13 protein-coding genes are annotated in these 16547 nt (G+C 48.4%); 11 read left to right on the top strand and 2 right to left on the bottom strand.

Translation table 11 applies throughout. From position 1 onward, the window contains the following. Position 1: 1 nt before the first annotated feature. Both ACYVD4_RS29160 and ACYVD4_RS29155 read right to left on the bottom strand, forming a co-directional pair. Entirely contained in the window at positions 2-187 is a 186-nt protein-coding gene (locus ACYVD4_RS29160; protein WP_460951652.1) for an antA/AntB antirepressor family protein, read from the bottom strand. Next, a complete protein-coding gene (locus ACYVD4_RS29155) occupies positions 184-471 on the bottom strand; it encodes a hypothetical protein (RefSeq protein ID WP_460951651.1) in 288 nt (95 codons plus the stop codon). Before ACYVD4_RS29155 ends, ACYVD4_RS29160 begins: the two co-directional genes overlap by 4 nt. Before the next feature lie 325 nt (positions 472-796). On the opposite strand from ACYVD4_RS29155, the gene ACYVD4_RS29150 reads away from it, so the two are divergent. The 11 genes from ACYVD4_RS29150 (at position 797) to ACYVD4_RS29100 (ending at position 16450) form a co-directional block, all read left to right on the top strand. Continuing rightward, on the top strand, positions 797-1447 hold the full coding sequence (locus ACYVD4_RS29150) for a hypothetical protein (protein ID WP_460951649.1): 651 nt from the start codon (positions 797-799) through the stop codon (positions 1445-1447). Between the two features lie 148 nt (positions 1448-1595). Then, positions 1596-4013 (top strand): hypothetical protein, encoded by a 2418-nt coding sequence (locus ACYVD4_RS29145; protein ID WP_460951648.1) that lies wholly within the window; start codon positions 1596-1598, stop codon positions 4011-4013. Then, entirely contained in the window at positions 4010-4621 is a 612-nt protein-coding gene (locus tag ACYVD4_RS29140) for a hypothetical protein (RefSeq protein WP_460951646.1), read from the top strand. Before ACYVD4_RS29145 ends, ACYVD4_RS29140 begins: the two co-directional genes overlap by 4 nt. Further along, positions 4621-7695: a discoidin domain-containing protein gene (locus tag ACYVD4_RS29135; protein ID WP_460951644.1), complete on the top strand. Its 3075-nt coding sequence runs from the start codon at positions 4621-4623 to the stop codon at positions 7693-7695. Before ACYVD4_RS29140 ends, ACYVD4_RS29135 begins: the two co-directional genes overlap by 1 nt. A 4-nt stretch (positions 7696-7699) precedes the next feature. Beyond that, positions 7700-8203 carry a hypothetical protein gene (locus ACYVD4_RS29130; RefSeq protein WP_460951643.1) on the top strand — a complete coding sequence of 168 codons (504 nt, stop codon included), beginning with the start codon at positions 7700-7702 and terminating at the stop codon, positions 8201-8203. Further along, positions 8203-10500 carry an SGNH/GDSL hydrolase family protein gene (locus tag ACYVD4_RS29125; protein ID WP_460951641.1) on the top strand — a complete coding sequence of 766 codons (2298 nt, stop codon included), beginning with the start codon at positions 8203-8205 and terminating at the stop codon, positions 10498-10500. The genes ACYVD4_RS29130 and ACYVD4_RS29125 overlap by 1 nt, the downstream gene beginning before the upstream one ends. Before the next feature lie 24 nt (positions 10501-10524). Beyond that, positions 10525-10809: a hypothetical protein gene (locus tag ACYVD4_RS29120; protein ID WP_460951640.1), complete on the top strand. Its 285-nt coding sequence runs from the start codon at positions 10525-10527 to the stop codon at positions 10807-10809. A gap of 101 nt (positions 10810-10910) precedes the next feature. Continuing rightward, on the top strand, positions 10911-14819 hold the full coding sequence (locus ACYVD4_RS29115) for a beta strand repeat-containing protein (RefSeq protein WP_460951639.1): 3909 nt from the start codon (positions 10911-10913) through the stop codon (positions 14817-14819). A 4-nt stretch (positions 14820-14823) separates the two neighbouring features. Continuing rightward, the gene (locus ACYVD4_RS29110) at positions 14824-15489 is read left to right on the top strand and encodes a hypothetical protein (protein WP_460951637.1); all 666 of its coding nucleotides are present in this window, start codon (positions 14824-14826) and stop codon (positions 15487-15489) included. Further along, the gene (locus ACYVD4_RS29105; RefSeq protein WP_460951635.1) at positions 15486-16049 is read left to right on the top strand and encodes a hypothetical protein; all 564 of its coding nucleotides are present in this window, start codon (positions 15486-15488) and stop codon (positions 16047-16049) included. The genes ACYVD4_RS29110 and ACYVD4_RS29105 overlap by 4 nt, the downstream gene beginning before the upstream one ends. Further along, the gene (locus ACYVD4_RS29100) at positions 16046-16450 is read left to right on the top strand and encodes a hypothetical protein (RefSeq protein WP_460951634.1); all 405 of its coding nucleotides are present in this window, start codon (positions 16046-16048) and stop codon (positions 16448-16450) included. Before ACYVD4_RS29105 ends, ACYVD4_RS29100 begins: the two co-directional genes overlap by 4 nt. The last annotated feature ends 97 nt before the right edge of the window (positions 16451-16547 follow it).

The raw sequence follows: 16547 nt of genomic DNA, 5'->3' as shown, positions 1-16547 counted from the left end.
TTTAAGGGGTTTTTCTCATTTTTGAGAAAAACCCCTTAAATGGTAGGCCTTCAATAAAGCCATAATCAAGCATTCGTTTTATCCAATCAGCAAATTTGGTTGGAACTTCGAGTTTTTCGTGAAGCTCCTTTGCTGAAACAACTTCAGAGCCTTGCTCATTAGTTGTAATACGAATCAGTGCGTTCATGATTCTTTTTCTGGACTAAGGTTTGCTATAATTAATTCAGTTAGCAACTCATCGAGCATTTCATAATCGAGAATCTGCTCCTTTAATGTGCCGCCAAAATTCTCCTCCCATTGGAGGACGTTGTTAATAAACCATACGCGCAGGTTTCGCCGTAAGTTATTTAACCGATAAGGTTGTGAGAAATAATCATCAAGAAGGTTCTGTGCGTTCTTCTTGGCTTGAGCGGAATCCGCTTTTGCTACCTCTTCGGCGGTTGTGCGCCGGAATTGTGATGAATTTGACATTTGGGTACTTCGCGTTTTTGCCCTATTGTGGCCTTCAGGCATAAAAAAAAAGACGCGGCTTTGCCACTCTAACCCGCTGCGAAGTACCACTAGGGGACTGATAAAGGCCATTACAGCCAAAATCACGGGGTGTAGCAAAGCCGCGTCTTCGTATATAACACGTAGCTATGCAAATCCAAAAAACAAAAAAGCCCAAACCGGACGTTAGGGCATCGCTGCCCCCTACTGATACTTCGCACTTCAAAAGTAGGCGGTTGCTATGGATTCTCCAAACCGTTTATCATGTTTTTATTCCGTTTGGCTATATCAATTATCAGTAATTTTTATGCTTGGTATACTTTACTTGGGAAATATTAACACCATGAAGTTCGCCAGCCTCTTACTATTGATTTTATTGCCGGTTTTGGGGTTCTCTCAAAATGAGATTAAACACGAAATATTAAAAGAAGAGAGTCCCGGTAATTTTTCAAATTACCACTTCCTCGTTCAGGGTTTACCTCGGGATGCAAAGCAGATAGAAGTTGTTGTATCGCAACTCGTAAGTAAATACTGCGCCAACAAAACGTGTAATCAACTTTATTTCTATCGAAATCGGGAAGGGTTTGATTTATGGATGTACAAACGCGATAAACTGAATATTAATCAGTTTGATGGTGATGCCGAAAGGTGGAAAACAGCGAACGCCAAATGGAATCGCAAAAACTGGAAAATAGTTTGTGAGGATGTTGCTGCTGTTTATTCTGGCTACCAATCAAGCGATTTAGAGTTTGACCCGCTTATGGATAGTGAATATCGCAAGTATGGCGGTAAGCTAAAGCGAATCCAGCCTACTGTAAAAGCACTAACCATAGCCCCTACCGATACAAAGTCGAATAAAGATGACTCTATTGGCGGCTTATTTGTTGGATTAGTCTTGATTGGATTCGTGTATTACTATATAAGAAGAAAGCAAAAAAGTAAAGTAGCAAAGCCTTAACCCCCACCCTCCTCCGACCAATAACTACCAGCCAGCCCTAAAAAGCTGGCTTTTTTCGTCTATACCCCTGCCAAACGGCACTTTTGCCGCTTTTACTCCATAGCGAACTTCGCCTGTTACCCATAACGCCCCGGTAACATGCGCTCAATTGGCCTTTGCTACCAAATACAGGTTCGAATATCAGGAAGCCTACGGAGAAAGTCTGAGTTATACCTCGAACTATTTCCGGGTAAGCTTTTTATTTCCTGATTATCAGGGCGACATCATTACCCTACTTGCTGGCGGCTCCCCAATAAAGAATAAAACACTTGAGGGATCAGACACCTTTTTGCAGCCCCTCGCACCCCTGATGCGTACGTTTTCGCTGGCGTGCCAGAATTACTGGGAAGCAATGGACTTCTCGGTACAGGGCGACCGGGATATTCTGGTACTTATTGAAAAACGCGTCCAGAACACAAATGCGTTTGATACGTATTTCGTAGGATGGGTGGTGTCGGCGGATATAAAAGAACCCTATGGACCAAAGCCGTATCTAGTCCAAATAACGGCTCGTGATGGACTAAAATCACTTACGAGTCGCCCCTTTCTGGATGAAAACGGGCAGCGTATAAAAGGTCAGATAAGCTTATCTCATGCTATTCGATTAGCGCTTTCCTACACAGGGTTGTTTCTTCCCGGATACGCCGAACCGGGGTTGTCCCTTGTTGTGGGCTACAACCTGTATTCAGCGCAGGATTTATCGTTTGCGAATCTGGTAAACGGCAAGGCAAACCCGGCTCTTTGTCCGCTCTATCAGGCAATGGTTGACGGGGAGTGGTTTCTAAACGAAAACAACGCTGTTTACTCCTGCTATGACGTATTGACCCGGATACTTGGGGCGCTGCCCGGCGTTCGGTTAGCGCAGCAGGACGGGGAGTGGTGGCTGATACGCACTACGGAAATGGCAGGTGGCTGGGATGCCAATAACATCCTCGGGCCTACCATCCGTACCCGGCAATATCACGACTCAGATTTATCGGCACCGCCATCGGGTAACGCGTCCCGTCGGTTAGATTTAATCATCACGCCTGGCTTTGATACCCGGGTGCGCGAGGGGGGCAGCCAGTGGTTGCCTGCTATTGCGCCCGGCGTAAAGATCGAACAAAAGTTCGGTGGCTATAAATCAAAAATTCCTAACGGAGATTTAGCGCAGGTTGATAATACGCAGCTACCCGTGGGCTGGGTCAGCAGTATGGCCAACGGGGATCGTTTCCGAACCGGTAACGGCACCAACGAAAGTCCCTACGCTATTCGGCTTGTTGGTTATACGAATGAAAAAATAGCCTATGGCGATTACTTCGTCAATGGCTTTGGTGAACAACCCTGGGTAGCTTTTGCTATTGATTTTAACACCAACAGTGTTGATTATACCAAGTTCAATACGCGAGAGTTACGCTTTGAATCCCAGCTACATGATGTGCGAGCTGCGAAAGTTTACGCCAAAGTCTTCCGAGATGATGGTGATTACTTTCAGGTTGTGGAGGGGCTTATAAGAGCGGATAAGATAAGTTATGACGAGTTGGTTGCGAGGAGATTCGGCGAGCCGTATTTCGACACCTCTAACATTATGCGTTCAAAGCCTGGATGGAACTCGTACACGTTCGATCTCGGCACGCTTGACCGCGTAAGTAGAATTGAATTTTATCTCTGCGCTGGCGAATCGTTAGATGCACCCGGCGGAGGGCCCTATCCCGGAACGCCCGGCAATCGCCCTTGGGTCGAATATCGAAACTTACAACTTGTTTCTAAAAAGAGCGGTCTGGTGCTGGATGGTACACAGCAAACCATTGCGAAGGATAAGCAGGAAATAAAAAACGCTACCGCCACTGTCTATCTGGGCGACATCCCCGACGCAGCCTCTCCCTACGACCGAATTGGTACACTATTGCATCGCCACGTATCCGGTACGCCCGTTACGTCAGGATTACGCTACCGGCCTGATGCCAACATCCTTGCGCCGAATCCCACCGGCAAAGACATTGGTCGAACCCTGCTGAGCTGGATAACCCGCACCCATGCCAATCAAACCATGTATCCCGCGATGGTATTCGAGGGGACATTAGTAGGGCGGTTACCCTACGGATTATTCACGGTAGTGTATATCAACGACATCGGTGTTCGGGTCGGTAACAACTTCCGGCCCTATCCGCTCATTATTGCTCAGTGTGATAGCGACGAGCGGTTAATGATGCACCGGGTTACACTTATTCGGCTCATGCCAGACAACCCTTCTTTACCTGACACGCTCAAAGAATGGCAATCGCCAGAGGGTATTTTGCCCATGAACGAAGGGAAAGACGGGGAGGTTGTCGAGCCGCCCAATAACACATTACCATCTACACCGCTGGGTGATTTCTTTAAAAATCTTTACAAATCAGGGGTGCGTCCCACCTTCACCGGTCGTCCCAGTGTACCCAATTTCAACCCCGTTCAAGGCCCGGCCAAATTCAAAGGACGTGTGGAGGTAAACGGGGTGGTGGTGGGGAAAGTCATTGCTAATCTTAAAAAACTTATTCCCGGACTATGAGCTTACCGAACGCAGCTTTTATTGGCGAAACGGATCCGTACCCTACCGACGGATTTACGTTCGGTGTGCTGGCGGGTGCTCCTAATGCGGACAACACGACGCCGATCCGAACACAAACGAACCCTAAGTTCACCCGCGATTACAACAACAACGAGTTCGAAGCAGATACGCCGTATTACTTCACGGCCTACCATCCGCAGTATATGCCCTCTCAGGAGATGATTACCATCGTTTTCGATGCGGCTGGTGGCTTTCGGCAAGTGGGCGGCACGGGTACTACAGCAATCGTTAACATCCCTAGTGCTGGTTCCAACCTGCGTTTCGAAGCAGACGACGATTACGACGTACTCACGCTCGATATGACCATTACAGTGGTATGTCTGGTGCAACCTGACCTAAAACTGGAAGGGTTGGGTACATCCTTAACAGGATGGCAAACCGCGCAGCCTGTCGAGGGGCAACCTAATACGTATCGATTAGTATTCCCGTCTGTCAACGCATCGGGACGGCTGTTCGTCCGAGCTTCGGGCACGACAGGCGAAGGCAGTAGTGTGCCGATCCGGATACCGTCAATTGATTATACACCACTTAGCTATCTGGAACTGTAATGCCATTCTTTTCACTACAGACAGCACGGTTAATCTTCGCTAACATCGAACGTGAGCTTGGTTTGCTGCGTGGTCGTATTTTCGACAAACTATCAACATTAAAAACATTCACCGGCAGCCGGAACGTGTTTTTCCTGCAAAACGGGGATGTATGGCGGTATGACCCAGATAGCAACGCAACACCAGACGACATTTTTGCCGCCAATACAGCAAAAGGTTCGGGCAGACTATTGCTCGATGTTGACCGACGCGTCAATATCGTAAAACGATTCGGGATCAAGCTAGGCGAAGTGTCACAGGCGCAACGGATCGCCAACAGTGCAGCTTTTCTGAAGGCTCTGCAATGTGGACGTCCATTATGGGCACCTGAAGGCGGATATCAGTTTGACAGTACGTTGATCGATATACAGGATGTCAACGTTGATCTGGAAGGGGTACGCTTCTTTACTCGGTTTCAGTTCTTCAAACGTAATGTAGACGAAAATGATAATCCCGTCGAAGAAGAGCAGGTAGGCGATTTCCTAAAGTTCTCCACCACCTCACCAGACTATCAGCTACGACTGGCCAACTTCGTCATCGAAGCGATGGGGCAGTACACCAACGCCACAGCTCTGCAAATAGACTGGTCGGGACAAACAGCGGAATACGATAACCGACGGGCCCGACAAAGTGCGGAAGTGACGGGCGTGGATTGCGTGGGTACAGATGCGCTGGAGCTTTCGCCCCGTTGCGGCTGGCGGCACAACATCGTGTTTCGTAATCCAAACAACATGCAGTTCACTTCCTGCTACGTACAAACGTGGTCGGGATTGCAGGATGTCGGGGCGGACACCTATGGCGTGGAGGTATATTCGGATCGGGCGGGTGTCGATAACCGTGCAAGAGACATCCGCGTGTACGTAGCGGGAACGGGCTTAAAAGGGGTATCAACCGGATTTCCCGGACTGGAAGGCTTTCATTTCACCGACTGCTATTTCATCGGCACGACCGATGCTGTGATCTGGCGGGCCGATAATTACGCCATGCCCGGATTTGTTTTAGACAAATGCCACCTCACGGCCAATAACAAGAATATTCAGCTCTATGGGTTGGTACAGTACTACATTACCAACTGCTACATCTACAATTTCGGCGGGACGCATCCGTCCGATCTGTGTTCGATGGCCAACATCGTACGGTGCAGCGATGGTACAGTAGCAAACAATAAGATGTACGTATTGCGTGGCCCTCACGCGATAAATGGGGATGGTTCGGCAAAGCAAACCATCTACGGCATTTTGATGAATCATAATGACCCCACGCAGACGGTGGTAGGCAATATGATTCATGATAACTACATCTACATGGGGGGAGGTCCAACCGCAACACCTGCCATCTGGCTACAGGGACACACCTGTAATAACAATCAAATCTATAACAACGTCGGCATCGGCACGGCGGTCGATCACGCATGGGAAGTCGATTCGCCCTTCAATCATGTAGGCGATAATACGCCCAGAGATCCGGCCGATAGTTTATCCTATTTAGACCTCGAATACATCGATCCCAATAATACCGCATTAGGTCTGCAACTGGATGCCAGTTACCCACCAAGAGGAAAAACCATTCTGGTTAATCCTACCACTAAAGTGGGGAAAGTAGAAAGGATTTTATTGCCATTTGGCGTTACCCGTCGCTTTATTTTTAATCAGGACGGCATTATAATCAAGCACAGCACTGATATGTGGCTGGCGGGCGCAAAAGACACCGTCACAAAAGACAGAGAGTTAATTTCATTCGAACGAACCTTTGAGCGTGTCGAAGAGGTAAATCGACGTGGACTGCCCGGCGTCATCGCGCCACCTGTCGGACTAACCGTTACGAGTGTGGGGGCTATTGGTTCATGGTCGGATGATGCGGCTACACTGGCCAGTATTACCATTGATGCGACAGTAGATTACATCGTAGAAGGCGACACGGGCACTACCGCTCTGGTGACGGCTCATTTCTCGGATGGTTCGACGCAGAACGTAACAGCCTCTGCGACAAAAACCATTACCACGGCAGATAGCGGGGCGACGTGGGGTAATGCGGGTGCACTGAGTGCAGCCACGAACGCGACGTATAACGATAACCGCAACATCGAAATCAAGGCGACCTATAACAGTCTGGCAGCCACGAAACAGATTGCCGTGATCGATGCGACCCCACCGCCTTGTGAAGGATGGGCAGAACTCTCTCAGTCTGCTTACGACGCCTTACCAGATCGGTATATGTTCGAATACAACAACCCCTACGTATCGATGGGGGGTGGCAGAGATTACACCGTGCGCTCGTTTGCTTCAGCAGAGGAACTAAAATCGGGACTATCGGGCGATTCGTGGTTTAGTGGCTTCGATTTAATGAAATGGTCAGGTACGGGATCAGTATCGGATAAGCTATACAACGGTAATCGACTCGCTTATTTGCTAACAAATTCCCAGTATCGTAAACCAGCAGAGGGTGGCTATTGGGGGTACAATCACATCAAACCTACTGGCTCATCCCTCAGTGGTAGTTATACCCTGATTCGTACCAACCAGTGCGGGGAAATCATCGAGCGCAGTAACCAGACCTACACGCAGCCTAACGTAGCGAATGCCCGAATTTTCGAAGGGGTCATTGCTACGGCTAGTTCTTCCTATTCAGCCCTACCTGCCAGTAAAGCAGTGCAGGGTAACAAAGTCGGGCGAACGTTCTGGCAAAACAACGACGGCACTGATGCAGTCGGTTCGTGGCTACAGGTCGATTTAGGGCAGGATCGGGACTTTAACCGGGCGATCATTACGATGGTGCCTGACAACTTCGCCACGCGTACCGAGCCTGTGACTCCCCTTGAAATATCAACCGGATTTCTATTGACTGCTTTCCGGATTCAGGTGCCTGATGATGGCGGAGGCTGGGTTACCATTGCCACCGTGACAGGCAATAATCACTGTCAGGTCGAGCTAACTTTTGAAATCGCAACGGCGCAAGTCGTGCGGGTACTGGTGGATGGCTCACAGGACAGTAAAGCCCGGATTGCTGATATCGATATAAGACACGTTATCTCTTAATGCTATGGAACTAACCCTACATAATACCACCTACGTCGTACCTGCTGAGCGGGAAGCGCTGGTACGGGAAGTAATAAAACTGCTGGAGGTAAAACCTGCCGGGCCGGTGCCGGAAGTGCCCAGACCCGACGAAAAACCACCAACTAAGCCAGTGGAGCCTGTGAATAGACAGCCGATTACGGCGGTTTTACAGCGACAGCCGGGCGGCTGGTTCGTGTTACGCCTTCCTAATTCGAATACTACGCCATCGTTAACTGTAGGTAGTCAGGATATTTCGGTTAAGGTGGGCCCTGAAAAAATGCTCGGTCAGGTGCTCAACTGGTACAGTCGGTTTCAACAAGGTAAGTCGACTAGCATATCCGCTAAACTGGACGGGGTAACGTATACGGCTCAGTTGGATATATCAGGCGCGCCGGAACAAACGCTTCAGCTTACCGCTACCAGTGAAGATGCACCTAAAGTAGTGAGTGTGGGGAATATTGGGGAATTCAAAAGCACAGCAAACTAATGGAGAAGAACAAACGATATTTTCCCGTCACGCTGTCGAACGGCACGGTGGTGTATTACGAAGCCGCATCGGGGGCTGATTGTAGCACAGCTAAGCCCACTACAGCAGCTATGCAGGCGGCTTATGCGGCTAATCAGCTACAACCAGCCTCGACCAAGCCAGCCGGAACGCATTTTGAAACACTGGACTGTTCGGGTAATCCGGGGCCGGGGCCTGATCCAACGCCGTTGACGTTCAATAAGGCTTTGTTTTTAGGCAATTCCATTACACACCATGCGCCTATACCTCCCGGTACTATTTCTCCTGAACATCCCGGATGGCGCGGTGGAATGGCCAATTGGGGTATGGATGCCAGCGAAGCGGCTAAAGATTATAAGCACATCGTTACCGATTTCCTTAAAGCACGAAACGCTAATCTTCAGGCACGCGAATTAGCTGATTTTACGTGGGCATCAGGCAATCTGACAACTGCCGATGGGCCATATTGGGAGGAACACTATTATGAGATCGCGTGGCCGGGAGGTTATGGCTATTTAGATAATGTGGCAGCATGGGGTGCCGATCTTATTATTTGGCGGCTGGCCGAGAACGTAAAAGATGATACGAAAGGATTTGCCGAGGCAGTCAAAATGCTGATTGATAAAGTGACCTCGCAGAATCCATCTGCAACTGTAATCATTACCGGCTCAACGTGGTACGCAGATGGCAATCAAGCCTCTGTTACGGCTAAACTTCAAAGCGTAGCAAGCGAACGAAATTACATCTACGTTGATATGGCTGGCATTGCTGGTGCGCGAGATGGCTATGAAGGTCATCCCAACGATGCGGCTATGGCTGTCATTGCCCAACGTATCGTTGAGAAGATTCCGACCACGACAGGCGGTGGAACTAATCCCGGTACAGGAGGTGATGGTATGACCGAATACACACCAGTACCCTGGGGCGGAGAAGATCAGAAATACATAACCAATGGCAACCTAACCGTTGGCTTTCGTCAGTCGGTTGGTGCAGTAATTTGTTCTGTTATAAAAGACGGGGAGAATCTGGCCAACGATCAACAGGTCGTTCATAATGGCGTTCCAATGCCAGACAAAGGCGTTCAGATTCAGCCAGCTAGTTTATACCTCTCTAGTGAACCCAATAACTCAAATTTCGCTATTGGTTCAGAAAGTACAGCGCAAGACGATCCGGGTACTGGCGCAAAAAATACCAAGCTCAATCCCGTTCAAGGCGGAGATTATTTCCTGAATGGCAGTCCGGTTATACAGTCGGCTATTATTAATGATTCGCGAGGGCAGGTATTCTGCGCTCGCATTCGTCCGCTAATCTGGGGGCTAAATAACCGACAAGGGAACGTACTGGTTGATCAAGAAGTCTCATTTTTTAATAATGATACGATTCTTTGCAAAGTCAGAACAACCGTTGAACCACGTGGCTCAAACTGGACAGCCCCATGGTATCGAGCATTGGCACAGGAAAGCCCGTGTTGCTATGTAATCGCTCCTTTATCCACCCACCTGACGCGAGTAGCTGGCGAGTTAAAGGATTTACGGACTCCATCCGCTAACGGCGTTATGGGGCCAATCTGGTACACAGATGTTCACTGGTTGGGGGCGCATAAAAACAACGGTAGTGGTGTAGGTATCACGCTCATTACACCAGACAATGCGGCTTTTAACAACATGCAGAAGCTTTCGTACGAAGGTGTCTGGTCAGACGGAGCAAGCTCTTATATCAACGCAGCCCCTTTCGTGAATTATGATTCACCGGGTGTCTATACAAACTACTTTCTCCTTCACGTCGGTACGTATTCTCAGCTACAGGCGGCACTACCAAATCTGCCAGCGGCTAATACGATAGTTGATTTTAAATTCTCTGACGTAAACCACAAGTGGGGCAATAGCGATCTACCCGCCTATCTGGTCGACGGAAAATGGCGTGTTCAGTTCGGCTACGTACATACCGATCAGGCCAACGGTAGCACCTCGACAATGGGCTCTTTCACGGCTCCGGTTCGCTGTTATCCCGCGTCGCAGATTCGAAAGCTACGTTATCGCATGGCTATATCGGGTGTTACGCAATTGTATTTCCGATGGGACACGCCGGGTATTCCGCCATCGCACGAGCATCGTGTCATTGTCAACGTATCAGGTAACGGCACGATGCAGGACTATGATTTCGACGTGCCATGGTCAGCCGATGCGGGTATCATTTCAACATTCGGCTTACAAGGTGTAAACGGGGGCGTTACACAGCATACCGGCTATATCGATTTCGAAAGCTGTAAAAGTATTTAATCTTCACATTTTAAATCAATACCCATGAAAACAGTAACTCAATCCTTTCGAGTCGATTACGCGGCAAAGCTCCTGTTCATTGCTATTCTGGCCATGACAACGATTACAATAAAACTGAATGTGCCAGATGGAACAACGGTAACAGACATTGGTATTTCAACCAGCGGGCCAACCTCTTCGACGGTTAATAGTAGTACGGTGGTAAGTGGGCCATCCAGCGGCACAACCGCAAGCGTACCTAACAATGGAACAGCCATTACGCAGTCACCTAGTTCAACTGCTACAACTCCACAGAGTTCGACACGCTAAAAAAAAGAATCGCCACTCTTCACAGTGGCGACCCTCTCTTTAAACAACCTAAAATGTACACTTAAAGATAACACAATCAACGATTTCAATCAAGATAAATCGTGAAACAAACATTAATTCTATTTCTACTTACAGCTACCTCCGCATTAGCGCAACTGGTGCCAATACGTGTCGATATACCAAATGGTTACCGGGGCAATGCGGTTGAATCCAAGCCAATTTCTTTGTTGGCTTCGGATACTTCGAAAGCTATGTCAGTCAAAGCTACGTTTACTTCGCCACCCTCTTCGCAAACGGTAGCGATACAGCCGAGACTAGTCCGGACTGGACTGAACGTAGTGGTACGCTTTGACAGTTCGGTTAGCCTGCCTGTTGATCCGTTCTGGTACGAACTGCGTATTGACGGTACAGTTCGCTTTTACGGTGAGGTACGCGTAACAAAAACGGGCATCGTGATTGCTGGTGCGGATGGATCGCTGTTAAACTCGCTTTCAACGCAATCGGGAGTACTGACTACCAAAATGTCCAGCCTGTCGGCTAGTCATACCACCCTTGCCAACCGAGTGGCGAGCCTATCGGCAACGGTGAGTTCGCTTACAGGGGTGAACGGCGGGGTTACGTCGTATACAGCACTGACAGATCGGCCGACTATTCCGACGCAAGCTAATCAGGTAGGAGCTGTTTCGATAGAAACGTATAATACCAACCGTACCAACGACCAGTCCGCCACGTCGTCCGCTCAGGCTACAGCAAACACTGCTTTGAGTGTCGCTAACAGCGCAACCACTTCGGCATTTAACAGTGCTACAGCTATTGCGAGTAGACTCGAAGTCAGCACATTCAACTCCTACACGGGAAATGTAGCCAGCACGCTAGGCTCAAAAGTGAACGTATCTGATTTAAATAGCTTCACAACGGCTAATGCGGCAAATATCTCCAGCAAGTTGGCTACAAGCAGTTTTATTAACTATACATCTGTGACTGCAGATGTAATCGCATCAAGACTGGCTATAACTGACTTTGTTAGTTTCACTACGACGAATATGTCAGCGCTACTTGGTAAACTTAATTTGTCCGAATTCGCTTCCTACACATCAGCAACTGGAAATGTATTGACAGGTAAGGTGGATAATACAATATTCAACAACTTTACTGCTGTTGCTAATACTACCTTAGCAAGTAAGCTGAACACATCTGATTTTGCCAGCTATTCAGCCGCTACGTCAGCTCTAATAGCGGATCGATTAACGACTAGTTCATTCAATTCCTACACATCGTCTGTTGCGTCTGGTTTATCGAACAAGTTGGATATTGCAACATACACTACGTATACGGCAAACGTAGCAGGAGTAATTAATGGGAAAGAGCCAACTATTGGCGCGGGATTAACTAGTCAGTACTGGCGTGGCGATAAAAGCTGGCAAAGTCTCAATCAGGATGTAGTGCCAGATGGGGTAACGAATAAGGCATTCACATCCATTGAGAGATCTAAACTTGCTGGAATTTCGGCAGGCGCAACCGCCAATAGTACCGATGCGTTTCTTTTGGGTCGGGCTAATCACACCGGCTTACAACCAGCAATAACAATAACCGAAGATGCTACGCATCGCTTCGTTACGGATAGTCAAACGGCAAACTGGAATGCTAAACAGGATGCATTAGGCTATACACCTTACAATAGCACAAATCCGAGCGGATATCAAACACAATCGGACGTACAACAATTAGGAGATGCTCGGTATCGTCAATTATCTACTCCAATTTCTTATACGTTGGACGTAATAGACAAGCCTACTATTCCTGCGTCAGCTAGTGAGGTAGGGGCTGTTTCACTATCAACGTATAGTAGTAACCGATCAACCGATCAGGCCGCTACCACTACAGCGCAAAATACAGCAAACACGGCCCTATCGACCGCGAATAGTGCGACGTTGTCGGCTAGTAATAATGCGACCGCTATTGCAGCCAATACCTCTGCCATTGCCGGGAAGTTAGACACGTCCGTATTCAATTCCTATACCTCTACGTCCGCTACGGGATTAAATGGTAAGGTGAACACTACGGACTTCAATAGTTTCACCGTTGCCAATACATCTGCTTTAGCTAGTAAGGTGGATGTGAGCAATTTTAACAGTTATACAACCGCAACAGCTAGTGCGATTGGCGCAAAACTGGCTACTTCTGACTTTGTTAGCTATAGTTCCACGAACGCTACGTATCTGGGTAACAAGTTAGAGACGTCTTTATTTTCCAGCTATACAGTCACTACAGCAGGCGTATTATCCAGCAAACTCGACAACAGTACGTTTACCAGCTTCACGGCTGCCAATGCCACCAATCTGGGCAACAAGCTGGACGTGTCAACCTTCAACAGCTACTCATCTGCTACGGCTTCGTTGATTGCTGACCGGGTAACGAGTAGTACGTATAATTCATACACTACGTCGATAGCATCAGCGCTCAGTAGTAAAGTGGAAACCAGCGTATACAACTCCTATACAACTACCGCAGCATCTGCCATTGACGGTAAGCAGCCACTTAACAGCAACCTGACCACAATCGGTGGATTAGCACCGAGCAATGACGACTTTTTACAACGCAAGGCAGGTGCATGGACATTCCGAACTCTTACGCAGGTGAAGAATGATTTAAACCTTGTCGGCACTAATACAGGCGATCAGACCATAACCCTAACGGGCGATGTAACGGGTAGCGGTACAGGTAGTTTTGCGACCACACTAGCTACGGTAAATAGTAACGTTGGCACGTTCAATAACATTACTATCAATGCCAAAGGGCTGGCTACAGGCGGTAGTAACATTGCGTACCTGACAGGCAATCAAAGTATTTCGTTTGCGCCAACGGGTGACGTAACGGGCAGTGCGTCGGGTGCTACATCGCTGGCGCCAACGCTTACGATTGGAAACAACGTAGTGAGCAATGCGAAGCTCGCCACAGTAGCAACGGCCACGATTAAAGGCAGAACCACAGCAGGAGCGGGTAATGTAGAGGACTTGTCAGCAAGTCAGGCGCGGGGGGTAATGGGTTTGGGTGATCTGGCTTTGCAAAACGCTAATAGTCTGACCACGACCGCTACAACGAGCATGAGTAACGTAACGATGTCGGGCAATCTCTCTGTAGTATCGGGTAATATTGTCGTGGGCAATACTACACCTACGTCGACAACCGCGCCCTGGTCACTGAATATGGGGGGTACGTATTCGACATCCCCGACGTCTGGTTTAAAGTTTGTTGTGTATGATGACGGAACGGCAAAGTCTGGTTTTGGAGTCAGCGTTGGACAGTTTAACTATGTCATTGGTCCGGGATTATCGCACGTATTTAGTATTGGTGGTACAGGTGTCGCTACAGTGAGCTCGGCTGGTTTAAATATTAGCGCATCAAATCCGCGTATTGATTTCGGCGGTACGCGAATGCTTCACGCAACGGGCACACAATCGGTTTTTGTGGGGCGCAGCGCAGGCAATACAACCACAACCGGACAGTTCAATTCGGCATTAGGGGAGTCAGCAGGAACAGCCCTCACCTCTGGCCAGCGCAATACGTTTGCGGGTACGAATTCAGGTATTGGCGTAACAGGGGGCAATGACAACACATTGATTGGTACGAATGCAGGCTTCAACCTGACCACTTCGTCAGGCAATACCTTCGTGGGCAAAGATGCAGGGTTTAAAACCGGCTTCACGACAACCTCCACAAACAATACATTTATCGGTTTTGGTGCAGGTATGAACATTAGCGGCACCACGATGAACAATGTGGTACTGATTGGTTACGATGCGGGGAATGGCGAAAGTAACCTAAGCAATACAGCCGTTTTCGGCAAATCCGCTACACCACTGTTGATAAAAAACTACGGGGGCTATACAGACTCAGGCGACGTAGAAGTTACCGACGCCACAAAGGGTATAATCCTGAAAAGCCCTAACGGTACACGCTGGCGGGTAACCGTTTCCAATGCAGGCGTACTCACAACTACCTCTTTATAAACGTATGAAAAAGCTACTCTTTATCGGATTTGGTTTTTGTGTCGCTCTACTGGTTGCGGGAAAAAACTACTTTGTCGATAACATGCATTTGCAGGTTGTCACGACCATGTCGGGACTGAAAGAAAAACCAATCAGCCCAAATACGCCTGTGTTCGTATTAGGGAAGTCTTCGATCACGGATGGATTCGGTGCAATCTACACCTACGATTCGTTGTGTACGGACGCTGAGGATATGGTGAACCTGAACGCCATTAAAAGTTCAGTAACCAGCGCGGGATGCTGGCGAAGACTGAACGTAAAAACCCAGTCACTTCCGGGCGGAATGCTGTTCACGAATGGGGGCAAAAAAGAGTATTTCACGACCCGCGTAACGGATTCAAACGGCGAAGCAACCATTAACCTGACTACCGACAACACGTCGACCGGAACGGCTCTATTTACAACGATCTACACCAACTCATGTGTGATGACAACAGGGGTTACCTCTACCTCCGAAGTCGTTACGTTTTACCCAAAATCGGTGTCGGCCGACAAGAAAGTGACCGTGCACAAGGGGTTTAAGAATAACCCCACAACGGTTTCGCTTCTCGGACTGGTCAATCTGGCTATTGCTCCACTAACTACGCCACCCTCTGGACTAACCTTAAACTGCAAAACGGAAGGACTATGAAAACGATCATCCTCTTACTGATTTCCTCAACACTGGCACTAGCCCAAACCAATACGTCGGGTCTGGTTGCTGAGCCATCGGGCTTACAGGTAGCTATCGAAATACCAATTGCGCCTGACTCGACCATCAACGTGCCTCACCTTCGCAGATCGCAATTGGTGAGTATGACGTTTGAAAATGATTTACACATCCTGATTACCCAGCAGATTAACTACTATACGCCCGACGGTGTGCTGATGTCAACCGCCATTGAAGCTGATTCTACTCTTTCGGTGGAGGGGAAAGAGTTTATGAAGCGTCGTTTTGCCAGCTTCATTGTAGGGCCAAAATCAACGCGGGGGAGTCTGGTCGATGTGGCTACAAAAAAGGTACTCGTTGGCGATCCACTGCCGGGACATACCTATGTGCCTGAACTGCTCACTTATCAGCAGATGACACGTAGCGATCTGGCCGCTATGGGGGTAGCAGGCGCAGGAAGTGAAACGCGGCCATTACAGCTTGTTTACAAGTTCACGATGCTGGGTATGCAGCAAATATTACATCGAGTCGGGCTGCTATGAGACTAATCAACTTCCTGCTTCTGCCGACTGGATTGGCGTTATTGGTCGTGCTGCTACCCTTTGCACTATTGCTAAAGGTGCTGTATAGTCTGCGCTTTCGAAACATTAAAGACTTTCTAGCCTATCATTCCGATAATGCCTTACAGCTTACACTAGTGGTTGATTTATTAGGCAATGTGGTTGGAAGCGATCTATTCAACTGGCTACTGATTAAAGGCCCGAAGCGGCACAGCTTTGGACGGTACAGCGAAACAATTAGTCGAGTATTAGGCAAAAACAAAGCATCTGGCAGCCTTACCGATACGGGCAGAGGGTTGGCGAATCTAATTAACTGGATTGATCCAACGCCCAATCACGTCGAACGGGCGGCAATGGATAAACAACCAACAACACCATACTAATGGAGCAAACCCCTAAATACTACAAGTTTAAACGCCGTACCATCGGTAATATGGTGGCCGTCACAAAGCTACTTAGTCGGTTTACGATTGGTACGAT

This window comes from Spirosoma daeguense, assembly GCF_054776875.1.
Note: the sequence above shows the minus strand (reverse complement) of the source record. Positions and strands in the feature narration are given on the sequence as shown.